Annotated in this window: 16 protein-coding genes, 1 tRNA gene and 1 pseudogene; all 18 read left to right on the forward strand. The window is 38.4% G+C overall.

Features of this window, described 5'->3' with window-relative positions:
- The first annotated feature begins 58 nt into the window (after positions 1–58).
- Positions 59–685 (forward strand): 23S rRNA (uridine(2552)-2'-O)-methyltransferase RlmE, encoded by a 627-nt coding sequence (rlmE, locus tag H4J76_RS13630; protein WP_182215844.1) that lies wholly within the window; start codon positions 59–61, stop codon positions 683–685.
- 131 nt (positions 686–816) lie between these two features.
- Positions 817–2778, forward strand: a complete 1962-nt coding sequence (ftsH, locus tag H4J76_RS13635) for an ATP-dependent zinc metalloprotease FtsH (RefSeq protein WP_070373824.1) — start codon at positions 817–819, stop codon at positions 2776–2778.
- Positions 2779–2959: 181 nt separating this feature from the next.
- Positions 2960–3742: a dihydropteroate synthase gene (folP, locus tag H4J76_RS13640; RefSeq protein WP_182215879.1), complete on the forward strand. Its 783-nt coding sequence runs from the start codon at positions 2960–2962 to the stop codon at positions 3740–3742.
- Positions 3743–3788: 46 nt separating this feature from the next.
- Positions 3789–5126, forward strand: coding sequence for a phosphoglucosamine mutase (gene glmM / locus H4J76_RS13645; protein WP_182215846.1), 1338 nt, complete (start codon positions 3789–3791; stop codon positions 5124–5126).
- A 114-nt stretch (positions 5127–5240) separates the two neighbouring features.
- On the forward strand, positions 5241–6011 hold the full coding sequence (gene tpiA / locus H4J76_RS13650; protein WP_182215847.1) for a triose-phosphate isomerase: 771 nt from the start codon (positions 5241–5243) through the stop codon (positions 6009–6011).
- Between the two features lie 4 nt (positions 6012–6015).
- Entirely contained in the window at positions 6016–6411 is a 396-nt protein-coding gene (gene secG / locus H4J76_RS13655; RefSeq protein WP_182215881.1) for a preprotein translocase subunit SecG, read from the forward strand.
- A gap of 12 nt (positions 6412–6423) precedes the next feature.
- Positions 6424–6508, forward strand: a tRNA-Leu gene (locus H4J76_RS13660).
- A 495-nt stretch (positions 6509–7003) separates the two neighbouring features.
- Positions 7004–7321, forward strand: a complete 318-nt coding sequence (locus H4J76_RS13665; RefSeq protein ID WP_182215849.1) for a VF530 family DNA-binding protein — start codon at positions 7004–7006, stop codon at positions 7319–7321.
- A 128-nt stretch (positions 7322–7449) separates the two neighbouring features.
- A pseudogene (locus tag H4J76_RS13670) lies at positions 7450–7662 on the forward strand (transposase); the annotation flags it as partial.
- A gap of 102 nt (positions 7663–7764) precedes the next feature.
- Complete coding sequence (locus H4J76_RS13675; protein ID WP_182215851.1) at positions 7765–8154, forward strand: BlaI/MecI/CopY family transcriptional regulator; 390 nt, start codon at positions 7765–7767, stop codon at positions 8152–8154.
- On the forward strand, positions 8151–9119 hold the full coding sequence (locus H4J76_RS13680; RefSeq protein WP_182215853.1) for a M56 family metallopeptidase: 969 nt from the start codon (positions 8151–8153) through the stop codon (positions 9117–9119). The genes H4J76_RS13675 and H4J76_RS13680 overlap by 4 nt, the downstream gene beginning before the upstream one ends.
- Before the next feature lie 47 nt (positions 9120–9166).
- Positions 9167–10582 carry a TolC family protein gene (locus H4J76_RS13685; protein WP_259364933.1) on the forward strand — a complete coding sequence of 472 codons (1416 nt, stop codon included), beginning with the start codon at positions 9167–9169 and terminating at the stop codon, positions 10580–10582.
- Positions 10583–10584: 2 nt separating this feature from the next.
- The gene (locus H4J76_RS13690) at positions 10585–11820 is read left to right on the forward strand and encodes an efflux RND transporter periplasmic adaptor subunit (protein WP_182215855.1); all 1236 of its coding nucleotides are present in this window, start codon (positions 10585–10587) and stop codon (positions 11818–11820) included.
- 72 nt (positions 11821–11892) lie between these two features.
- Positions 11893–15036: an efflux RND transporter permease subunit gene (locus tag H4J76_RS13695; protein ID WP_182215857.1), complete on the forward strand. Its 3144-nt coding sequence runs from the start codon at positions 11893–11895 to the stop codon at positions 15034–15036.
- Positions 15029–15727, forward strand: a complete 699-nt coding sequence (locus tag H4J76_RS13700; protein ID WP_182215859.1) for a HupE/UreJ family protein — start codon at positions 15029–15031, stop codon at positions 15725–15727. Before H4J76_RS13695 ends, H4J76_RS13700 begins: the two co-directional genes overlap by 8 nt.
- Before the next feature lie 50 nt (positions 15728–15777).
- Positions 15778–16329: a hypothetical protein gene (locus H4J76_RS13705; protein ID WP_182215861.1), complete on the forward strand. Its 552-nt coding sequence runs from the start codon at positions 15778–15780 to the stop codon at positions 16327–16329.
- Between the two features lie 76 nt (positions 16330–16405).
- Entirely contained in the window at positions 16406–16738 is a 333-nt protein-coding gene (locus tag H4J76_RS13710) for a DUF6488 family protein (RefSeq protein WP_182215863.1), read from the forward strand.
- Positions 16739–17814: 1076 nt separating this feature from the next.
- A partial coding sequence (locus tag H4J76_RS13715) for a hypothetical protein (RefSeq protein WP_259377147.1) occupies positions 17815–18072 on the forward strand: 258 nt, incomplete at its 3' end.

Raw genomic sequence — 18072 nt, forward strand, 5'->3', positions numbered from 1 at the left:
AATACTAATAAAACGTTAAATCGTTTTGCATTATTAACAAATTAATTAAGTTAAATTAATGAGTAAAAAGAAATTAAGTAATAGTAGTACCCGTTGGATGCAAGAACACTTTGATGATGAGTATGTAAAAAAAGCTCAGAAACTCGGTGTGCGTTCTAGAGCATACTTTAAAATTGAAGAAATAAACGTTAAAGATAAGCTGATTAAAAAAGGCATGAAAGTGGTCGACCTAGGTGCTGCACCAGGAGGTTGGTCAGAATATGCGGTCAAAGCCGTTGGAAGTGGCGGGCAAATTATTGCTTGTGATATCCTGGCAATGGACCCTATTGCTGGTGTTGACTTTTTACAAGGCGACTTCAGAGAAGAACCGGTACTTAATGCATTACTAAACCGTATTGGCGGCAAAGATATCGATGTTGTTATGTCTGACATGGCCGCTAATTTTACCGGTAATGACGGTGCCGATGCCGCAAGAAGTATGTATCTTGTTGAATTAGCATTAGACATGTGTAATCAGGTATTAAAGAAAAATGGCGCATTTGTTGTTAAAGTCTTTCAAGGAGCAGGATTTGAGCAATTTATGCAAGACTTAAGAGGAGCATTTAAAACAGTAAAAACCCGTAAACCAGATTCGTCACGTGCACGTTCACGCGAAGTATATTTGGTTGCTACCGGATTTAAATAGCTCCGAGCGTTAAATTATAGTAAATTACGACTCATCAACTTAAAAGTTTAGGTTGATTTCAGAACTAGCCGTTTATCTGTGCTAGTTGACGGTTAAGTAAAAGTTCATTCAAAGTACAAGAGGTCATTAAGTTGAGCGATATGGCAAAAAATCTTATTTTATGGTTGGTAATAGCGGTTGTTTTAATGTCGGTATTCCAAGGGTTCACTCCGAGCACCACTACTGAACAACAAGTTGATTACACGCGTTTCATTAAAGATGTCCGTCAAGGACAGATCCGTGACGCAAATGTTGATCGTAATGGTGTTATCAAAGGCACAAAACGTAGTGGTGAAGCCTTTGTTACTGTTATTCCTGGTGGTTTCGATCGTGATTTAATTAACGATTTAGTTAAACAAGGCGTTAATGCTTCTGGTGAATTGCCGGAAGAAACTAGCTTTCTAACCACTATTTTTATCTCTTGGTTCCCAATGATTTTGTTGATAGGTGTATGGATATTCTTCATGCGTCAGATGCAAGGCGGTGGTGGAAAAGGAGCGATGTCTTTTGGTAAGTCTAAAGCGAAACTTTTAAGTGAAGATCAGATAAAAACAACTTTTGCTGATGTTGCTGGTTGCGACGAAGCGAAAGAAGAAGTTTCTGAGCTTGTTGATTACTTAAAAGAGCCAACTAAATTCCAAAAACTTGGTGGCCGTATTCCTTCAGGTGTCTTACTTGTAGGACAACCGGGTACAGGTAAAACCTTGCTGGCAAAAGCTATTGCTGGTGAAGCTAAAGTACCATTTTTCACTATATCAGGTTCTGACTTTGTTGAAATGTTTGTTGGTGTTGGTGCATCTCGTGTGCGTGACATGTTTGAGCAAGCTAAAAAATCAGCCCCTTGTATCATCTTCATCGATGAAATCGATGCGGTAGGTCGCCAACGTGGCGCAGGTATGGGGGGTGGACACGACGAACGTGAACAAACACTTAACCAAATGTTGGTTGAAATGGATGGTTTTGAAGGTAATGAAGGCGTTATCGTTATTGCCGCAACTAACCGTCCAGACGTTTTAGATCCAGCACTACTTCGTCCTGGTCGTTTTGACCGTCAAGTTACGGTTGGTCTACCAGATATTCGTGGTCGCGAACAAATTCTTAAAGTGCATATGCGCAAAGTACCTTTGGGTGACGATGTTAAAGCATCAGTTATTGCACGTGGTACACCGGGCATGTCAGGTGCAGATTTAGCTAACTTAGTTAATGAAGCCGCATTATTCGCTGCACGTTCGGCTCGCCGCACTGTATCGATGGATGAATTTGAAAAAGCGAAAGACAAAATATTAATGGGTGCTGAACGTCGTTCGATGGTTATGAGCGAAGAAGAAAAAGCCATGACAGCTTATCATGAAGCAGGGCACGCGATTGTTGGTCGTTTAGTGCCAGATCATGACCCCGTTTACAAGGTAAGTATTATTCCTCGTGGCCGCGCTTTAGGTGTCACTATGTATTTACCAGAACAAGACAGGTTTAGTCATAGTAAACAGCATTTAGAAAGTAATATTTCGTCACTTTACGGTGGTCGTATCGCTGAAGAAATGATTTACGGTTTTGAGAAAGTTTCTACCGGTGCATCTAACGATATTGAACGTGCGACTCAACTTGCTCGTAAAATGGTTACTCAGTGGGGCTTCTCACAAAAATTGGGTCCAATGTTATTTGCTGAAGAAGAAGGTGAAGTGTTTTTAGGTCGTTCATCATCTAAATCGTTGAACATGTCTGACGAAACTGCACAAGCGATTGATATTGAAATCAAAGCATTTGTTGACCGTAATTATCAACGTGCAGAAAAGATATTGAACGAGAACCGTGATATTTTAGAGACAATGAAAGATGCGTTAATGCATTACGAAACTATCGATGCTAGACAAATCGATGACTTAATGGAACGCAGAGAAGTTCGTCCGCCAATGGCTGAGTGGGATAATCACTCTGATTCAAAGAAGCCACCTAAAGCTGATGACAATGCCTCTTCTGATACTAAAGAAGATAAAGCTGAGAAAAAAGAAGTAGCGCCAGATCTAGATAAACCTAGTGACGCCTCTGCTGATTAATAGCCTTTAAATATAGCCTCGATTAACGAGGCTTTATTTTATAAAAGTTAATTTACTTTACTGACAGTAAGTTGTTTTTTATAAAATAAATTTCTATACAGAATAATCACAAAGAGCATAAGTTTTGTTGAAAAATCTACCTTGCGGTACACATTTTCTTAATATTGAAACCCCGCAGGTGATGGGGATTTTAAATGTAACCCCAGACTCATTTTCTGACGGCGGACAATTCTCTCGTATTGACTCTGCGTTAAGACAAGCTGAACAGATGATAGCCGATGGCGCCACCATTATTGATATCGGGGGCGAATCAACGCGTCCAGGCGCTAAAGACGTTTCTGTTAAAGATGAGTTAGCGCGTGTTATTCCCGTATTAAAAGCCATTAATGCGCGTTTTAATATCATTGTCTCTATTGATACCAGTAAAGCCGCGGTAATGTCTGAGGGCATCACTCATGGGGCAGGTATCATCAATGATGTTCGAGCCCTGCAAAATGAAGGTTGCTTACCGGTATTAGCACAAGATCAACGTGTTGGTATTTGTTTAATGCATATGCAAGGTTTACCTCGAACCATGCAGCATAATCCTCACTACGTTAATTTAATAGACGACATTACCACTTTCTTTCACGAAAGAATTTTAGCCTGTGCACAAGCGGGTATTAATACTTCGCGTCTTATTTTAGACCCTGGCTTTGGCTTTGGTAAATCGTTAGAACAAAATTATAGTTTATTGTCGAATATGGCTAAATTTCAATGCCTAGATTTGCCTATATTGGCAGGACTGTCGAGAAAATCGATGATCGGTAATCTTCTTAATCGAGAGGTTAATGAACGCTTAGCGGGTAGCTTAGCAACAGCCATTATAGCCGCTCAGCAAGGGGCAAAAATTATTCGTGTTCACGATGTAAAAGAAACAGTCGATGCTTTAAAAGTTTTACAAGCTACCACCATAAATAAATAACTCATCATTAAATATACTAAAAAAGTAAATATAAAGGACAAATAAAATGTCAGAAAGAAGATATTTTGGAACCGATGGCATAAGAGGCCTAGTAGGACAATACCCAATCACCGCTGAGTTTGTGATGAAATTAGGTTATGCCGCTGGCCGCGTACTAGCTGCCCAAGGCACAAAAAAAGTACTTATCGGTAAAGATACCCGAATTTCAGGCTACATGCTTGAGTCAGCCCTGGAAGCTGGTTTTTCTGCTGCAGGTATCGATATTGGCTTATTGGGACCAATGCCGACGCCAGGAATTGCTTACCTTACTAAAACTTTTCGCGCTGAAGCGGGTATCGTTATTAGTGCATCACATAACCCATTTTATGACAACGGCATTAAGTTTTTCTCACAAAATGGTGAGAAGTTACCCGATGATGTAGAACTGGCTATTGAAGCTCAATTAGATAAAGAAATGGGCTGTGTTGAATCGGCTAAATTAGGTAAAGCAACAAGAATTGAAGACGCTGCTGGGCGCTATATTGAGTTTTGTAAAAGTAATTTCCCTAGCCAATATTCCTTAAAAGATTTTAAAATTGTTGTTGATTGCGCACACGGTGCAACTTACCACATTGCACCTAACGTGTTTCGTGAATTAGGTGCACAAGTGATTGAAATTGGTACATCGCCTAATGGTACCAATATTAACGACCAATGTGGTGCAACATCAATGGACGCTATCAGTAAGGCTGTTGTTGAACATCAGGCTGATTTAGGTATTGCACTCGATGGTGATGGCGATCGCTTGATGATGGTTGATCATACCGGCTATGTGCTTGATGGTGATGAATGTGTCTACGTTATCGCTTCAAACGATTTACAAAGCGGCGTTATTAGTGGTGGTGTTGTTGGTACACTGATGAGTAATATGGGTCTTGAAATTGCGCTTGCAGATATGGGTATACCTTTTGCTCGCAGCAAAGTAGGCGATCGATATGTTACCGAAATGCTCAACAAAAAAGGTTGGCAGTTGGGCGCTGAAAACTCTGGCCATGTGATCAATTTAAAAAATACTTCTACGGGTGATGGTATTATCGCCGCGTTAAATGTATTAACCGCTGTTTGCAGTGGTGATAAAACCTTACATGAACTCCGCCAAGGAATGACTAAATTACCACAAGTGTTAGTTAATGTTAGGTTTACCGGTGACAATGACCCGTTAACGGCGCAGAATGTCGTCGCTGCTGTACATACGGTCAATGAGCAACTCTCAGGGCGTGGTCGCGTGTTATTACGTAAATCAGGTACTGAGCCTTTAATACGCGTTATGGTTGAAGGACCAGAATTAATAGAAGTTACTGAGCTAGCAAATGTAATTGCTGATGCTGTTAAAGCCGCTTGTTAACAAAATAGACGTCAGACGGTTGAATAATAAGCAAATGAACAAGATATTAAGTTAAACACTTGTATCTTGTTCGTAGGTTAGTTAATATCTCGCCGCTTTAATTAGGAAAGATAAATGAAAAGACAAGCAATAGTAGCCGCAAACTGGAAAATGAATGGAAGTTTCTCGCTGATAAAAGAAATGATTTCAGGATTAAATAGTGTCAAGCTAGCTAAAAATGTCGACGTTGTTGTTTGTCCTCCTGCTCCTTTTCTATCAGCATTTACAATAAGTGCTAAAAGTGAAAATTTACAAGCAAACATCCATTTAGGTGCGCAAAATGTAAGCGAGCATCAAAGTGGAGCATATACCGGTGAAATATCCACTGATATGCTCAAGGAAGTTTCTGTAAATTATGTTATTGTAGGGCACTCTGAACGAAGATGCATTTACAAAGAAACAAGTACACAAGTTGCTCATAAAGTTAAAGCAACATTGAATGCTGGTTTAACACCTATATTGTGTATTGGTGAAAGTGAAGATGAACGAACTGCTGAACAAACAGAGACAGTACTCGCTTCACAATTACAGCCAGTAATTGACGAAATAGGTATAGAAAAATTTACAGATGTTGTTATTGCTTACGAGCCTGTTTGGGCTATTGGTACTGGCAAAACAGCATCTCCAGAAATGGCACAAGCAACACACTTATTTATTCGTCAATTTTTAGCTAATGCTGATGATACTATCGCGAATAAAGTGCCATTATTATACGGTGGTAGCGTAAATGCTGCTAACTGTGAAGAATTATTTGCACAAACTGATATTGACGGTGGTCTTATTGGTGGTGCTAGTTTAAAAGTCGACGAATTCAAAATAATTTGCTCGTCAGCCAAAGGATCTTAAAATGTTGTATCAATCGTTAATTATTGCTTATTTAATTGTTTCAATTTGTTTAATTGGTTTAGTTCTAATCCAACAAGGTAAAGGCGCAGATATGGGCGCATCTTTTGGTGCCGGCTCTTCAGCAACAATATTTGGTTCAAGTGGCTCAGGTAACTTTTTAACTAAAGCGACTACATGGTTAGCTATCGCGTTCTTTGTTATCAGCTTAGTGTTAGGTAACTTGACGGCAAATAGAATTAAATCTACCGATGAGTGGAACAACTTAAACACTCCTGTAGAGCAAACTATACCAGGCGATTCATCAATCCCTAGCGAAAGTGTAGAGCCAGGTCAGTCATCAGAGAATAGCGATATTCCTGCAGCGACTAAAAAAGCGAGTGATAACGACATTCCAAAGTAAAGTTTTAAAAATGCAGATGTGGCGGAATTGGTAGACGCGCCACCTTGAGGGGGTGGTGACTTAGGTCGTGAGAGTTCGAGTCTCTCCATCTGCACCAACACTATGAAAAAGGCTTACAGCAATGTAAGCCTTTTTTATTGCGCTAAATAACTGAATTACTAGACGCGTTAATTTGAAGGGGGTGTTGACTTAGGTCGTGAGAGTTCAAGTCTCTCCATCTGAACCAATACTATAGAAAAGGCTTACAGCAATGTAAGCCTTTTTTATTGCGCTAAATAACTGAATTACTAGAAGCGTTAATTTGAAGGGGTGGTGACTTAGGTCGTGAGAGTTCGAGTCTCTCCATCTGCACCAATACTATAGAAAAGGCTTACAGCAATGTAAGCCTTTTTTATTGCGCTAAATAACTGAATTACTAAACGCGTTAATTTGAAGGGGTGTTGACTTAGGTCGTGAATAATATCTATGTCTGCTCATTGACAATATTAATTTTTCTATAAAGTTCTATCTGCACTTTTACCTGAGTTAAGCGCATAATTCTGTCAATATTTAGTAAACTTGTTACAATGCTATTTTTAAATTTAAGTAGACTATGAATAAAAGTAATGATCCACTCCACGGCGTGAAACTTGAACAAATCCTAACCGATCTAGAGAAGAAAATTGGTTGGGATAAGATGGGTGAGTTACTTAATATTCGTTGTTTCACCAATAAACCGCGCCTCAAATCAAGTTTGAAATTTCTGCGTACAACCCCTTGGGCACGCAGTAGAGTTGAAATTTTATACTTGAAAACATTTTGTAGTAAGCATAAAGAAACGGGGAAATTAATAAGGGGGATACTCGCCCAAAATACAGCAGTAGCAAAAACGACTTCCAACAAGCCCGCTCCCTTCGTTTGGCCAACATAGAAAAACAAATAGACTTATGCGACTTTAATATATTAATAGGACACCCAACCTAGTAATTTTAATAGAATTGCTCATCCCTACCGATGCACTACACTGAAATAACCAAGCGACATAATCACAGGTGATTTATGGCTACGCCAAGGAAACAACAAATCAGTTTAGTAGATACCCCTTATTATCATTGTGTTGTGCGTTGTGTTCGAGTTGCTTTTTTATGTGGCGAAGATGCCTTGTCAGGTCAAAGCTTTGATCACCGCAGAGAGTGGGTAGAAGAGAAGTTACACTTTCTTATCGAAGTCTTTGCGATTGACGTGCGTGCCTATGCTGTAATGAGTAATCATTATCTAAAGTAGAAGATTTAGTGGAATAAATCTAAAAACCGATTGCCACTCGGTTTTTAATGTGACAATATCACAATACTTAAATAGGGTAGTGAAAAGTCTATGCAACTCGGTGAACTAGAAAAACAAGTATTGGAATACCTTTGGAAGGCACAGCCTGCTGACGCTAAGCAGGTACATAGCTATTTCGAGAAAAATCGAGGCGGCTCTCTTAATACCATTCAAAGCACGTTAGATCGCTTATTTAAAAAAGATCTATTAAGTCGGGTAAAGAACGGCCACGCATATCTATACTTCCCTAAAGTTGCTCGTCAAGAATTGATAGGCCAACTCATTAAAAGTGTTACTCATGATTTTGTTGTTAAAGATGAAAATAGCGTTGTTGCGGCTTTTTCTTCAATTTCATCTGATCTAGATGAGGATCAGTTGGATAAACTTGAAGCTATGATTGAGCAACAGCGCAAAAAATTAAAAACAAAGGCCGAAAAATGATTTATGGTCATTGGGCGTTAGCATTTAATTTACTCACGATTGCCGTATTAGCTTTTATCGTTGCCAATGGCTTTATTTCGCTTGCTTTTTGGTCGGTAAAAAATAAAATTCAAAGTTACACTGTGCCTACCCGTAAATCGTTACTCTGGTTATGTGTGCTTTCACCTTGGATTATTGCATTATTTGTAACGCTGTTATTTAGCCCTCTTTTTCAATCAGGGGCAATGTTTGTATGGTTAACTGAATTAGCTCACTGGCATCATCCTAATATTTATTATTTTTTAAGCTGGCATAGTATTAGTTTAATTCTCTTCATCGGCTTCAGTCTCACTATTGCTGTTCGAAGTCTAGTTGTAGCCTACAAAAATCACTATCAGATAATTTTGTTGCGCACTTTAGCGACAAAGAAGAGTGAGAACGTCTTTATAATCAATTCATCGATCCCGACAGCATTCACAGGTGGGTTAATTAAACCATCGTGCTTTATATCTACAGGCTTGATGGAGCAACTAGATTCAGATGACATTGAAATCATCATTCAACATGAACTTGCTCATTTATACTATGCTGACCCGCTACAAAAGTGGGTGTTTTCATTATTGTCTTCTTACTTTTCACCTAATGTTAAGAAAATATTGAAATCGATGATGGCAATTACCATGGAGCAAGCGGCTGATTCTTTCTTCGTAAAAACTCAACAACAGGCGCACAATGTTGCTAGTACGTTAGTGAGATTTACTAAGTTAGCGGCTAAATATTCCATACATGAACAGTTCAAAAGCGAATTACTCGTTCACTTTTGTCGTCAATCCATTGAGCAAAGAGTATTAGAATTGCTCAATGATACTCAACTCAAACCTTTTCCAATGAAAGTGGTTTTACTCACAATAATACTATTAGCCGTCATATCAATGACATCAGTAGATAGCCTCCATCACGCTATTGAAACGCTATTCGATCATTAAAATAATAATTTAAGGCTTACTCCAAGGCTCACTCTAAGGTATTAAAAATGAAACTATTTACTCAATCATTCACAAATAAAAAACCGACCGCCAATCGGTTTTTGTCAAGGCGTTATGTAAAATTTAGCGCTGTGGTACTGATGATCACTTCAACACTTTCAGCTTATACATACTCAGGTTATGCATACTCAGAAGACAACCCCTTGAAATCGTTTGACTTATCTACGGCAATATCTCAAACAATGCATATGCACCCAGAGCTAAAAGTATTTGCTAATCAAGCTGATATTTATAAGGGGTATGCTCAACAAGCTGGTATTCAGGTTAGACCAGAAATTGGACTTACCATTGAGGATGCAATGGGTACGGGTGATCATAGTGGCTTTAAAAGTGCGCAATCCACACTATCTATCTCATGGATTTTAGATAACGCTCTAGTAAAAAACAGAGTGGCAAATGCTAAAATTCAGGGATCAACCGTTGCATTCGCGCGAGAAATTAAAGCGCTAGATTTAGCCGCACAAACAGCAAAATATTTTATCCAAGTATTGGTCAATGAAGAGCGATTAAAACTGTCAAAAATGAGCTTAAAGCAAGCGGTTAAATCATTTGAAGCCGTTACTAAACGTGTAAATGCAGGAAAGTCTTCTTTAGTTGATAAACTAAAATCACAAGCTGAAGTCGCTAAACGAGAATTAGTTGTTGAAGACTTAACTCATGAAGTAGATGCCAGTAAATATCAGTTATTGGCGCAGTGGCAAGGACAGGGGCAAAGCGAGCAACATAAAGAAACTAACATCATTGGGTCATTATTATCGTTACCCCATTTACCTTTAACCAATAGCACCGATGTTGATTCATTATTTACTCATCTAAAACAACTACCTTCGGTCAGTCTTTTCGCTACAAAACAGCGAATTGTCCAGTCTGAGATTGAACTTGCTCGTATTGAAACTAAACCACTATGGAAATTTACAACGGGATTAAGACGTTACGAAACAACCGATGATTTTGGTTTAGTCGCTGGAATTTCAATTCCTTTTGGTGATAGCAATCAAAATCAAGGGAAAATAAATGCGTTACACGCCTCTAAAACTGAATTAGAAACAGCGTCACAAGCACTCGTTCATCAATTGAATACCCAGTTGTATGTGCTTATTGAACAAATGAAACACAGCCAACATGTCATTCATGCTATGACTGAAAACCTTATACCTGTGCTTGAACAAGCTTTTGTTGAAGCTGAAAAAGCTTACAAAATTGGCCGATATAGCTATACCGAGTGGACAAATACTCAAAAAGAATTATTAGATGCTCAGTCAGACTTGATTGCTGCTTATCAAAATGCACATTTAAACAATATTGAAATAGAACGATTAACGGGTACGTCTCTAGTTGCCATTAATAAAAACGCTAATACACCTTTTAACGCTCAATCTATTGAAAAAAATAACGAGAAATAATCATGAAATCAACATTTAAAATATTAACTCTAATCAGCACACTGTGCTTTGTTAGCTTAAGTACAAGTTTCTCTAGCCTTGCCGTTTCAGAGCAAAAGGTAGAAGAAGCCGAGCCAGAGAAAGGGCCGAATCGTGGACGACTATTGAAAAAAGATAATTTTGCCATTGAACTATCCATTTTTGAAACGGGAGTACCCCCTGAGTTTCGTGTGTGGGCAACTGAGAATGGAAAAGCTATCGACCCTGCGAAAGTAGAGCTAAATGTAAAATTGACCCGATTAGGTGATGGTGTCGATGACATTAATTTTTTTCAAGAAGGCCAGTATCTTCGTGGTGATATGGTTATCTACGAACCTCACTCATTTATTGTCTCTCTAACGGCTAAATACCAGGGAAAAACTTACAGTTGGCAATATGACAATTTTGAAGGTCGAACAAGTATTGATGAAAAAATTGCAGAGGCAATGGAAATTAGTACTGAAGTTGTCGGGCCATCAACATTCCATGAAAGCATTGAGGTGTTTGGAAACTTAACGTTACCAGCCGATGCTAGCAGTAATGTTTACGCTCGATTCGATGGACTGGTTAAAAAAGTTCACGTCAAGCTAGGTGATGCAATTAAGAAAGGTCAATTGTTACTCACTCTGGAAAGTAATGAAAGTTTGCAATCTTATCAGGTGACATCAACTCAAAAAGGCATTGTGAGTGCGGTTAACGTTACTTCTGGTGAGCAATCTAAAGGCCGAATATTACTTACGGTGACTAATGATGAAACCTTAGTTGCGGAGCTAGCTGTTTTTCCTTTGGATTTAGCCAAAATTAATATTGGCGCAAAAACAACGCTTAACATTAATGGTGTTGAAGAACAGTACACAAGTAAAATTGATAGCCGAGTATTAAAAGTTAGGAATGATCAGGCGAAGCTATTTCGTGTCTTAGTAAACAATAGTGATTCCTTATTATCTGAAGGCTCTTTTGTAAGTGCAAGAATTGAAATTGGCTCATTTGACGTAGCGATGGCGGTAAAGCGTAACGCATTGCAGAGCTTTCGTGATTTTACCGTGGTTTATGCCAAGGTTGGTAATGAATATGAAGTAAGAATGCTTGAATTAGGCCGCATAGTGGGGGATGAAATTGAAGTGTTAGGCGGTATATCCCTAGGCACTGAATATGTCACTGAGAATAGTTATATTCTCAAAGCCGATGTTGAAAAATCTGGCGCATCACATGACCACTAAAGGTTTCCCTTTTAATTACAACAATCAGTAAAAAAGTTTACGCCTAAAAGACTTACTTTTAAAGGAAAAATAATGCTCGAATATTTACTCAGATTTTCTATTCGTAGAAACTCAATTATTATGTTGGCGGTACTCGCCTTCGCAGGACTTGGTCTTTGGAATTTTACCAAGTTGCCGATCGATGCCGTCCCTGATATTACCAACATTCAGGTAATGATCAACACCGAAGCCCCTGGATATACACCGCTTGAAGTGGAACAACGGGTTACTTACCCATTAGAAACCGCATTGGCAGGCATACCAAATTTAGTGAGTACACGCTCTGTTTCACGTTATGGCTTATCGCAGGTAACCGCCATTTTTAGTGATAATACTGATATTTACTTTGCCAGGCAATTAGTGAATGAACGCTTAGTCTCAGCAAAATCAGATTTACCTTTTGGTTTAGAGCCTGAACTTGGACCTATAGCAACTGGGTTAGGTGAAATATTCATGTTTACCGTGGATTCTGAGCCTAATGCACGTAATGATGAAGGGAAGTTAATAACAGCTACAGATTTAAGAACGGTTCATGATTGGATTATTCGCCCTCAGTTAATGCAAGTGGATGGTGTGGTTGAAGTTAACCCTATTGGTGGTTTTAAACGTGAAATACTTGTTGCCTTTGAGCCTAAAAAGCTACTGGAATTTGGCCTTAATCAGCAAGATATTATTCAAGCGATCGAAAATAATAATGATAATAAGGGCGCTGGGTTTATAGAAAAAAATGGCGCTCAATGGTTATTACGTATTCCCGGACAGGTAGAAAGTTTAGAGGCTATCGCTAATATTCCTGTTAGGACAACTGAAGGAAGTGTAATTCGAATTTCTGATGTCGCTAAAGTACAAGAAGGAAAAGAATTAAGAACAGGTGCAGCAACCCAAAATGGTAGAGAAGTTGTGATGAGTACCGTTTTCATGCTCATTGGTGAGAACAGTCGAAATGTTGCTAAAGCGGTTGGTATAAAGTTAGACGAAGTTAAAGCGAGTTTACCCTCAGGTATTACCGTTACCGCTGTGTATGACCGTACTACCTTAGTTGAAAAGACACTCGATACAGTAAAAATGAACCTCTTTGAAGGGGCGTTATTAGTTATTGTCGTGTTGTTTTTATTGTTAGGCAATATGAGAGCGGCATTACTTACTGCCGCGGTTATCCCATTTGCGATGTTAATGACCGTAACGGGCATGGTACAAGTAGGCGTAAGTGCCAATCTAATGAGTTTAGGGGCGTTAGATTTTGGACTACTTGTTGATGGTGCTATTATCATCGTTGAGAATTGTCTAAGAAAGCTCAGCTCAGCTTCTGCGAATGGTCGTACCATGGCAGTTAATGAACGATTAGCACTGGTCTATGAAGCAACTAAAGAAGTCATCCGTCCGGCATTATTTGGCGTATTTATTATAACTGCTGTTTATTTACCTATTTTTGCGCTTACGGGTGTCGAAGGTAAAATGTTTCACCCTATGGCAATAACCGTTGTTATAGCATTATGTTGTGCAATGTTTTTATCTGTAACTTTTGTTCCGGCAGCTATTGCTATTTTGTTCAAAGGCCCTGTAAAAGAAAAAGAAAATATCATTATAAAATCATCTTTAGCGCTTTATCGTCCCTCTTTAACATTTGCGCTTAAAGTTCGCTGGTTTGTTGTGGTTTTCGCAGTTGGACTTGTTGGCTTAGCAGGATTTTCTGCCAATAAACTTGGTAGCGAATTTGTGCCAAACCTTGATGAAGGTGATATCGCCATGCATGCCTTGCGTATTCCCGGTACATCATTGTCGCAAGCTGTCGCGTTACAAAAAGTCTTAGAAGAAAAAATCAATCAAATGCCAGAAGTTGAACGTGTCTTTGCAAAAATAGGCACAGCCGATGTTGCAACAGATGCTGTACCACCCAGTGTTGCCGATAATTTTATTATTTTAAAACCACGCAGTGAATGGCCAAATCCTAATAAACCTAAAGCACAATTTGTTGAGGAATTAGCAGCCGTAGTAGAGCCTATACCGGGTAATCGATATGAGTTCTTACAACCAATACAAATGCGGTTTAATGAGTTGTTATCAGGAGTTCGTGCAGAGCTGGCTATCAAAGTGTTTGGAGATGATTTTGAGACTTTAGCAGCGTTAGGAAAGAGCATAAACGCAGCTATTATTAATGTTGAGGGGATTGCTGATATTCAAGTAGAGAGAACGACTGGTTTACCACTAATGACGATTAATCCAAAACTTGCCCAGCTAGCAAAATATGGAATAAGCGTGAAGCAACTACAAGATCAACTTTCCACAGCGTTAGGCGGTACGATTGCGGGTAAGTTCTATCAAGGTGATCAACGTGCAGACATAGTAGTACGTCTTCCAGAAGCGCTAAGAACTGATGTTGATGCCTTGGCTTACCTACCAATACAGATGTTCGATAACAGTTATGTTCCATTACAGGAGCTAGCTGAATTGGTATTGGTTGAAGGTGCAAACCAAGTCAATAGAGAAAATGGCAAACGTAGAGTGTTTGTTACCGCTAACGTTCGAGGGAGAGATTTAGGGTCATTTGTTAAGGATATTCAAGCTTCAATTAATGAGTCTGTTGAAATACCTGCGGGTTACTGGATTGAATATGGCGGCACCTACCAAAAATTACAATCAGCATCAGAGCGCCTATCTATCGTGGTTCCTATTACGTTGGTGATGATTATTGGTCTTCTTTTCTTGGCTTTAGGCTCATTTAAAGATTCCATGATTATTTTCACTGGTGTTCCATTAGCCTTAACAGGTGGTATTTTTGCTTTACTGTTGAGAGATGTTCCTTTTTCAATATCAGCCGCTGTTGGTTTTATTGCTTTATCAGGCATCGCTATTTTAAATGGCCTAGTTATGGTCTCGTTTATACGAGAACTTAGACGCGAAGGAGCTGCTTTAGATACGGCTATTATCGAAGGTGCATTGACAAGACTTCGACCTGTGCTAACAACCGCGCTTGTTGCCTCATTAGGTTTTGTGCCTATGGCACTTAATACGGGCATTGGCTCAGAGGTTCAACGCCCACTAGCGACTGTGGTGATCGGAGGGGTGATTTCCTCAACTATATTGACGCTATTCGTTCTTCCAGCTTTATATCGTTTACTACATCGCGAAGAAATCTCCACTGAAACAACTCATTCAAAGGAAACCGTTAATGTTTAATATTATACAGCGATATAGCTTGTCGAGTTTTATCGCTTTACTAGCCATATGGTTACCGATTGAAGCCTTTGCTCATGGTGTCGATGAAAGCACACGAGCATTTTTACTACAAAACACTGGTGTACAAATTATCCCATTTTTGTATATCGGTGCTAAGCATATGGTGACGGGGTACGATCATTTATTGTTCTTAGTAGGTGTGCTGTTCTTTTTATATAGAAGTCGAGATGTTCTATTGTATGTCAGTATGTTTACGCTAGGGCACAGCTTAACCTTATTGTTTGGCGTGATCAGTGACATACAAGTTAATGCTTATGTGATCGATGCCATTATTGGGCTATCGGTTGTTTATAAGGGCTTTGATAATTTAGGTGGCTTTAATCGACTCTTTGGTAAATCACCCAATGCCAAGCTTGCTGTACTGATTTTTGGTCTTTTTCACGGCTTTGGCTTAGCAACCAAGTTACAAGAGTTTCAACTTCCTGATGACGGCTTAATTACTAATTTAATTGCCTTTAATGTTGGGGTTGAATTAGGACAGTTTACCGCCTTGGCCTTTATTCTTTTAGTGATTAATTTTTGGCGTAAACATAGCAGCTTCACTCGCTTTGCGACAAACACGAATTGTTTGTTGATGAGTGCAGGGTTTATGTTGGTAGGTTTTCAACTGACTGGTTATTTCATTAACTAATTTATTAAATTTTTACTATTAAACTTTACCCTAATTTAAGAGATAAAACGATGCAAAAAACAACGCCACAAACTATAACTTTAACGAATTCAGCATTGCTCAAATACACACTGTTTAGCTTAGTCTTTGCAGCAATTACACTTTTAACCATTATATTGCCTGCTGAGTATAATATTGATCCCACAGGGATTGGGCATGAACTTGGACTAACCGTTTTTCACAACGTAAAGGCCGAAGCGTCTACTCCACTCTCTTCACGAGAAGCCGCCGAAAAATCAAAAGTTGCTACAGAAACCATTGAAGTAATTGTTCCTGCTGGTCGCGGTGTTGAATACAAATTTATCATGGCGCAATACCAAAAGCTTGAATATGAATGGATAACAGATAGGTCAGCATTGTATTTTGATTTACATGGCGAACCAGAAGGCGACACAACGGGCTATTTTGAAAGTTATGCAATAGCAACACTGGGTGAAATGAAAGGGAGTTTTACGGCACCATTTGCTGGTTCTCATGGTTGGTATTGGAAAAACACCTCTGACTCCCCAGTCACTGTTCAACTTATTGTAAAAGGTGAATACACCGAGCATGGCCTCAAATAATCACCTCAAATAATCACCTCAAATAATAAAAAAACAAACATACTTTGAATTTAATTAAAATAATTGGAGTACCAAAATGAAAACTTTAATAGCAGCCTTATTCATTACATTGATATGTAGCACAAGTTCAGCATTCGCGCATACTGAACACGGAACAATAAGCCCTAAAGTAGCAACACAAATTGCAGCTAAAGCTACCCAAAAACTGACTTTTAAAGATTTAGGTTTCAAGGTTGGAAAATTAGACTCGAGCTGGAAGAGTTTGACTTCAGAAAGTTTCAAACTACATGCGGCAGAAGCTAACCGTTATATTGTTAGTGCTAACAATAAATCAGAAAATAAAACAATTTATTTCCTGATGACAATGTCAGGCGAAGTATTAAAAGTAAATTCTGAAGCGAAGTTTTAATTTAAAAATTAGGGGAATAACATTCTCCTTTTATCTTGGTACTTTTACATGGAATCGCTCGTATTTCTTTTTATATGAATGAAATATAGCGATTATTCGTTAGTTATAACGGAATTTTGCTCTAAGGATGTTGATGGTTATGCTTTGAGACCTTATATAAAATATATCAGTAATACTCCATTATAGTTATGTTTTCAGGTAACGAGACTGATGAGTACTCAGGCCACAATTGAGGTAGCTAAGAGCCGAGAGGATAGTTAAGTAAAAATAAATCTGAGATTGTCTCGACGCAACCAAGGCTTGTTCAATTAGTTTTTTATAGTTATTAATTCTATTGTTCGAGTGGACAAAAACCTCAAAAAGCTTTGCTGATTGTAAAGGGAATGTGGATTTCATTATATTTATTTTTGCTGACAAGGGAGGGATATATTCCGTAGCGTTTGCCTGAAGCATTAAAACCCTACTGGCATCATATTGAACATTTGGAATATGAGAATAATGCCTGTATTCTAAGTTATTCCTTGGCTAATGGTCAAAATAACGGTGGTGCAGAAGAGCTGGTGTTTAACATTAAGATACAAAATGCTCCTAACAAAAGTGTATTTCCTGGTGTAGGTTAAAGTTATTTATGTAACTTAGCCGTAGGTCAGAAAATAGAGACGCTAGGTCCCTTTTAATATTTTCATGCAAAACCATCAAGTAATAAAACGATGATATTAATCGGCGCTGGATCTGGTATGGCACCAATTAAGTCTTTAATTGAAGAACAATTAATTACCCCCTGAAAATGGTAGTTTAATTAAAAGGGACATTTACTTTTTTGTGGCACTAGAACTGTGTTATCTGGGGCTACTAAAGATTGGCTGAGCACTAAAGGTTATGTTCAAGAATAACTAATATCAAATATTAACAAAATTTTCCAAATCGAAGGTGTTGAATTTAATTTGTATGGGCCATCAGACATGATGAGCACAACCATTGATTTATTGATAACCCAAAGCATTGATGCAAAAAATATTGCATTTGATGAATTTATACAATAACCCATTAATATTTTATTAACGTAGGAGTAAACCATGAAAACTTTAACAAAATTAGCTTTGGTATTGATACCAACCATTACTTTATCAATGACGGCTACAGCACATGATCCAAAATTACATGCAAAAAAAGCTGAAAAAGCTGATTGTAGCAAAATGGATCACAGCAAGATTGATATGAAGGATCCTGTCGCTATCGCCATGATGAAAAAATGTATGAAGCAGGCAGAGAAGTCCAAAGGTAAATTGAAAGATAAAGAAATTAAAATGGAAAAAAAAGAAATAAAAATGAAA

The organism is Colwellia sp. BRX9-1, from assembly GCF_014077195.1.
GTDB lineage: Bacteria > Pseudomonadota > Gammaproteobacteria > Enterobacterales > Alteromonadaceae > Colwellia_A.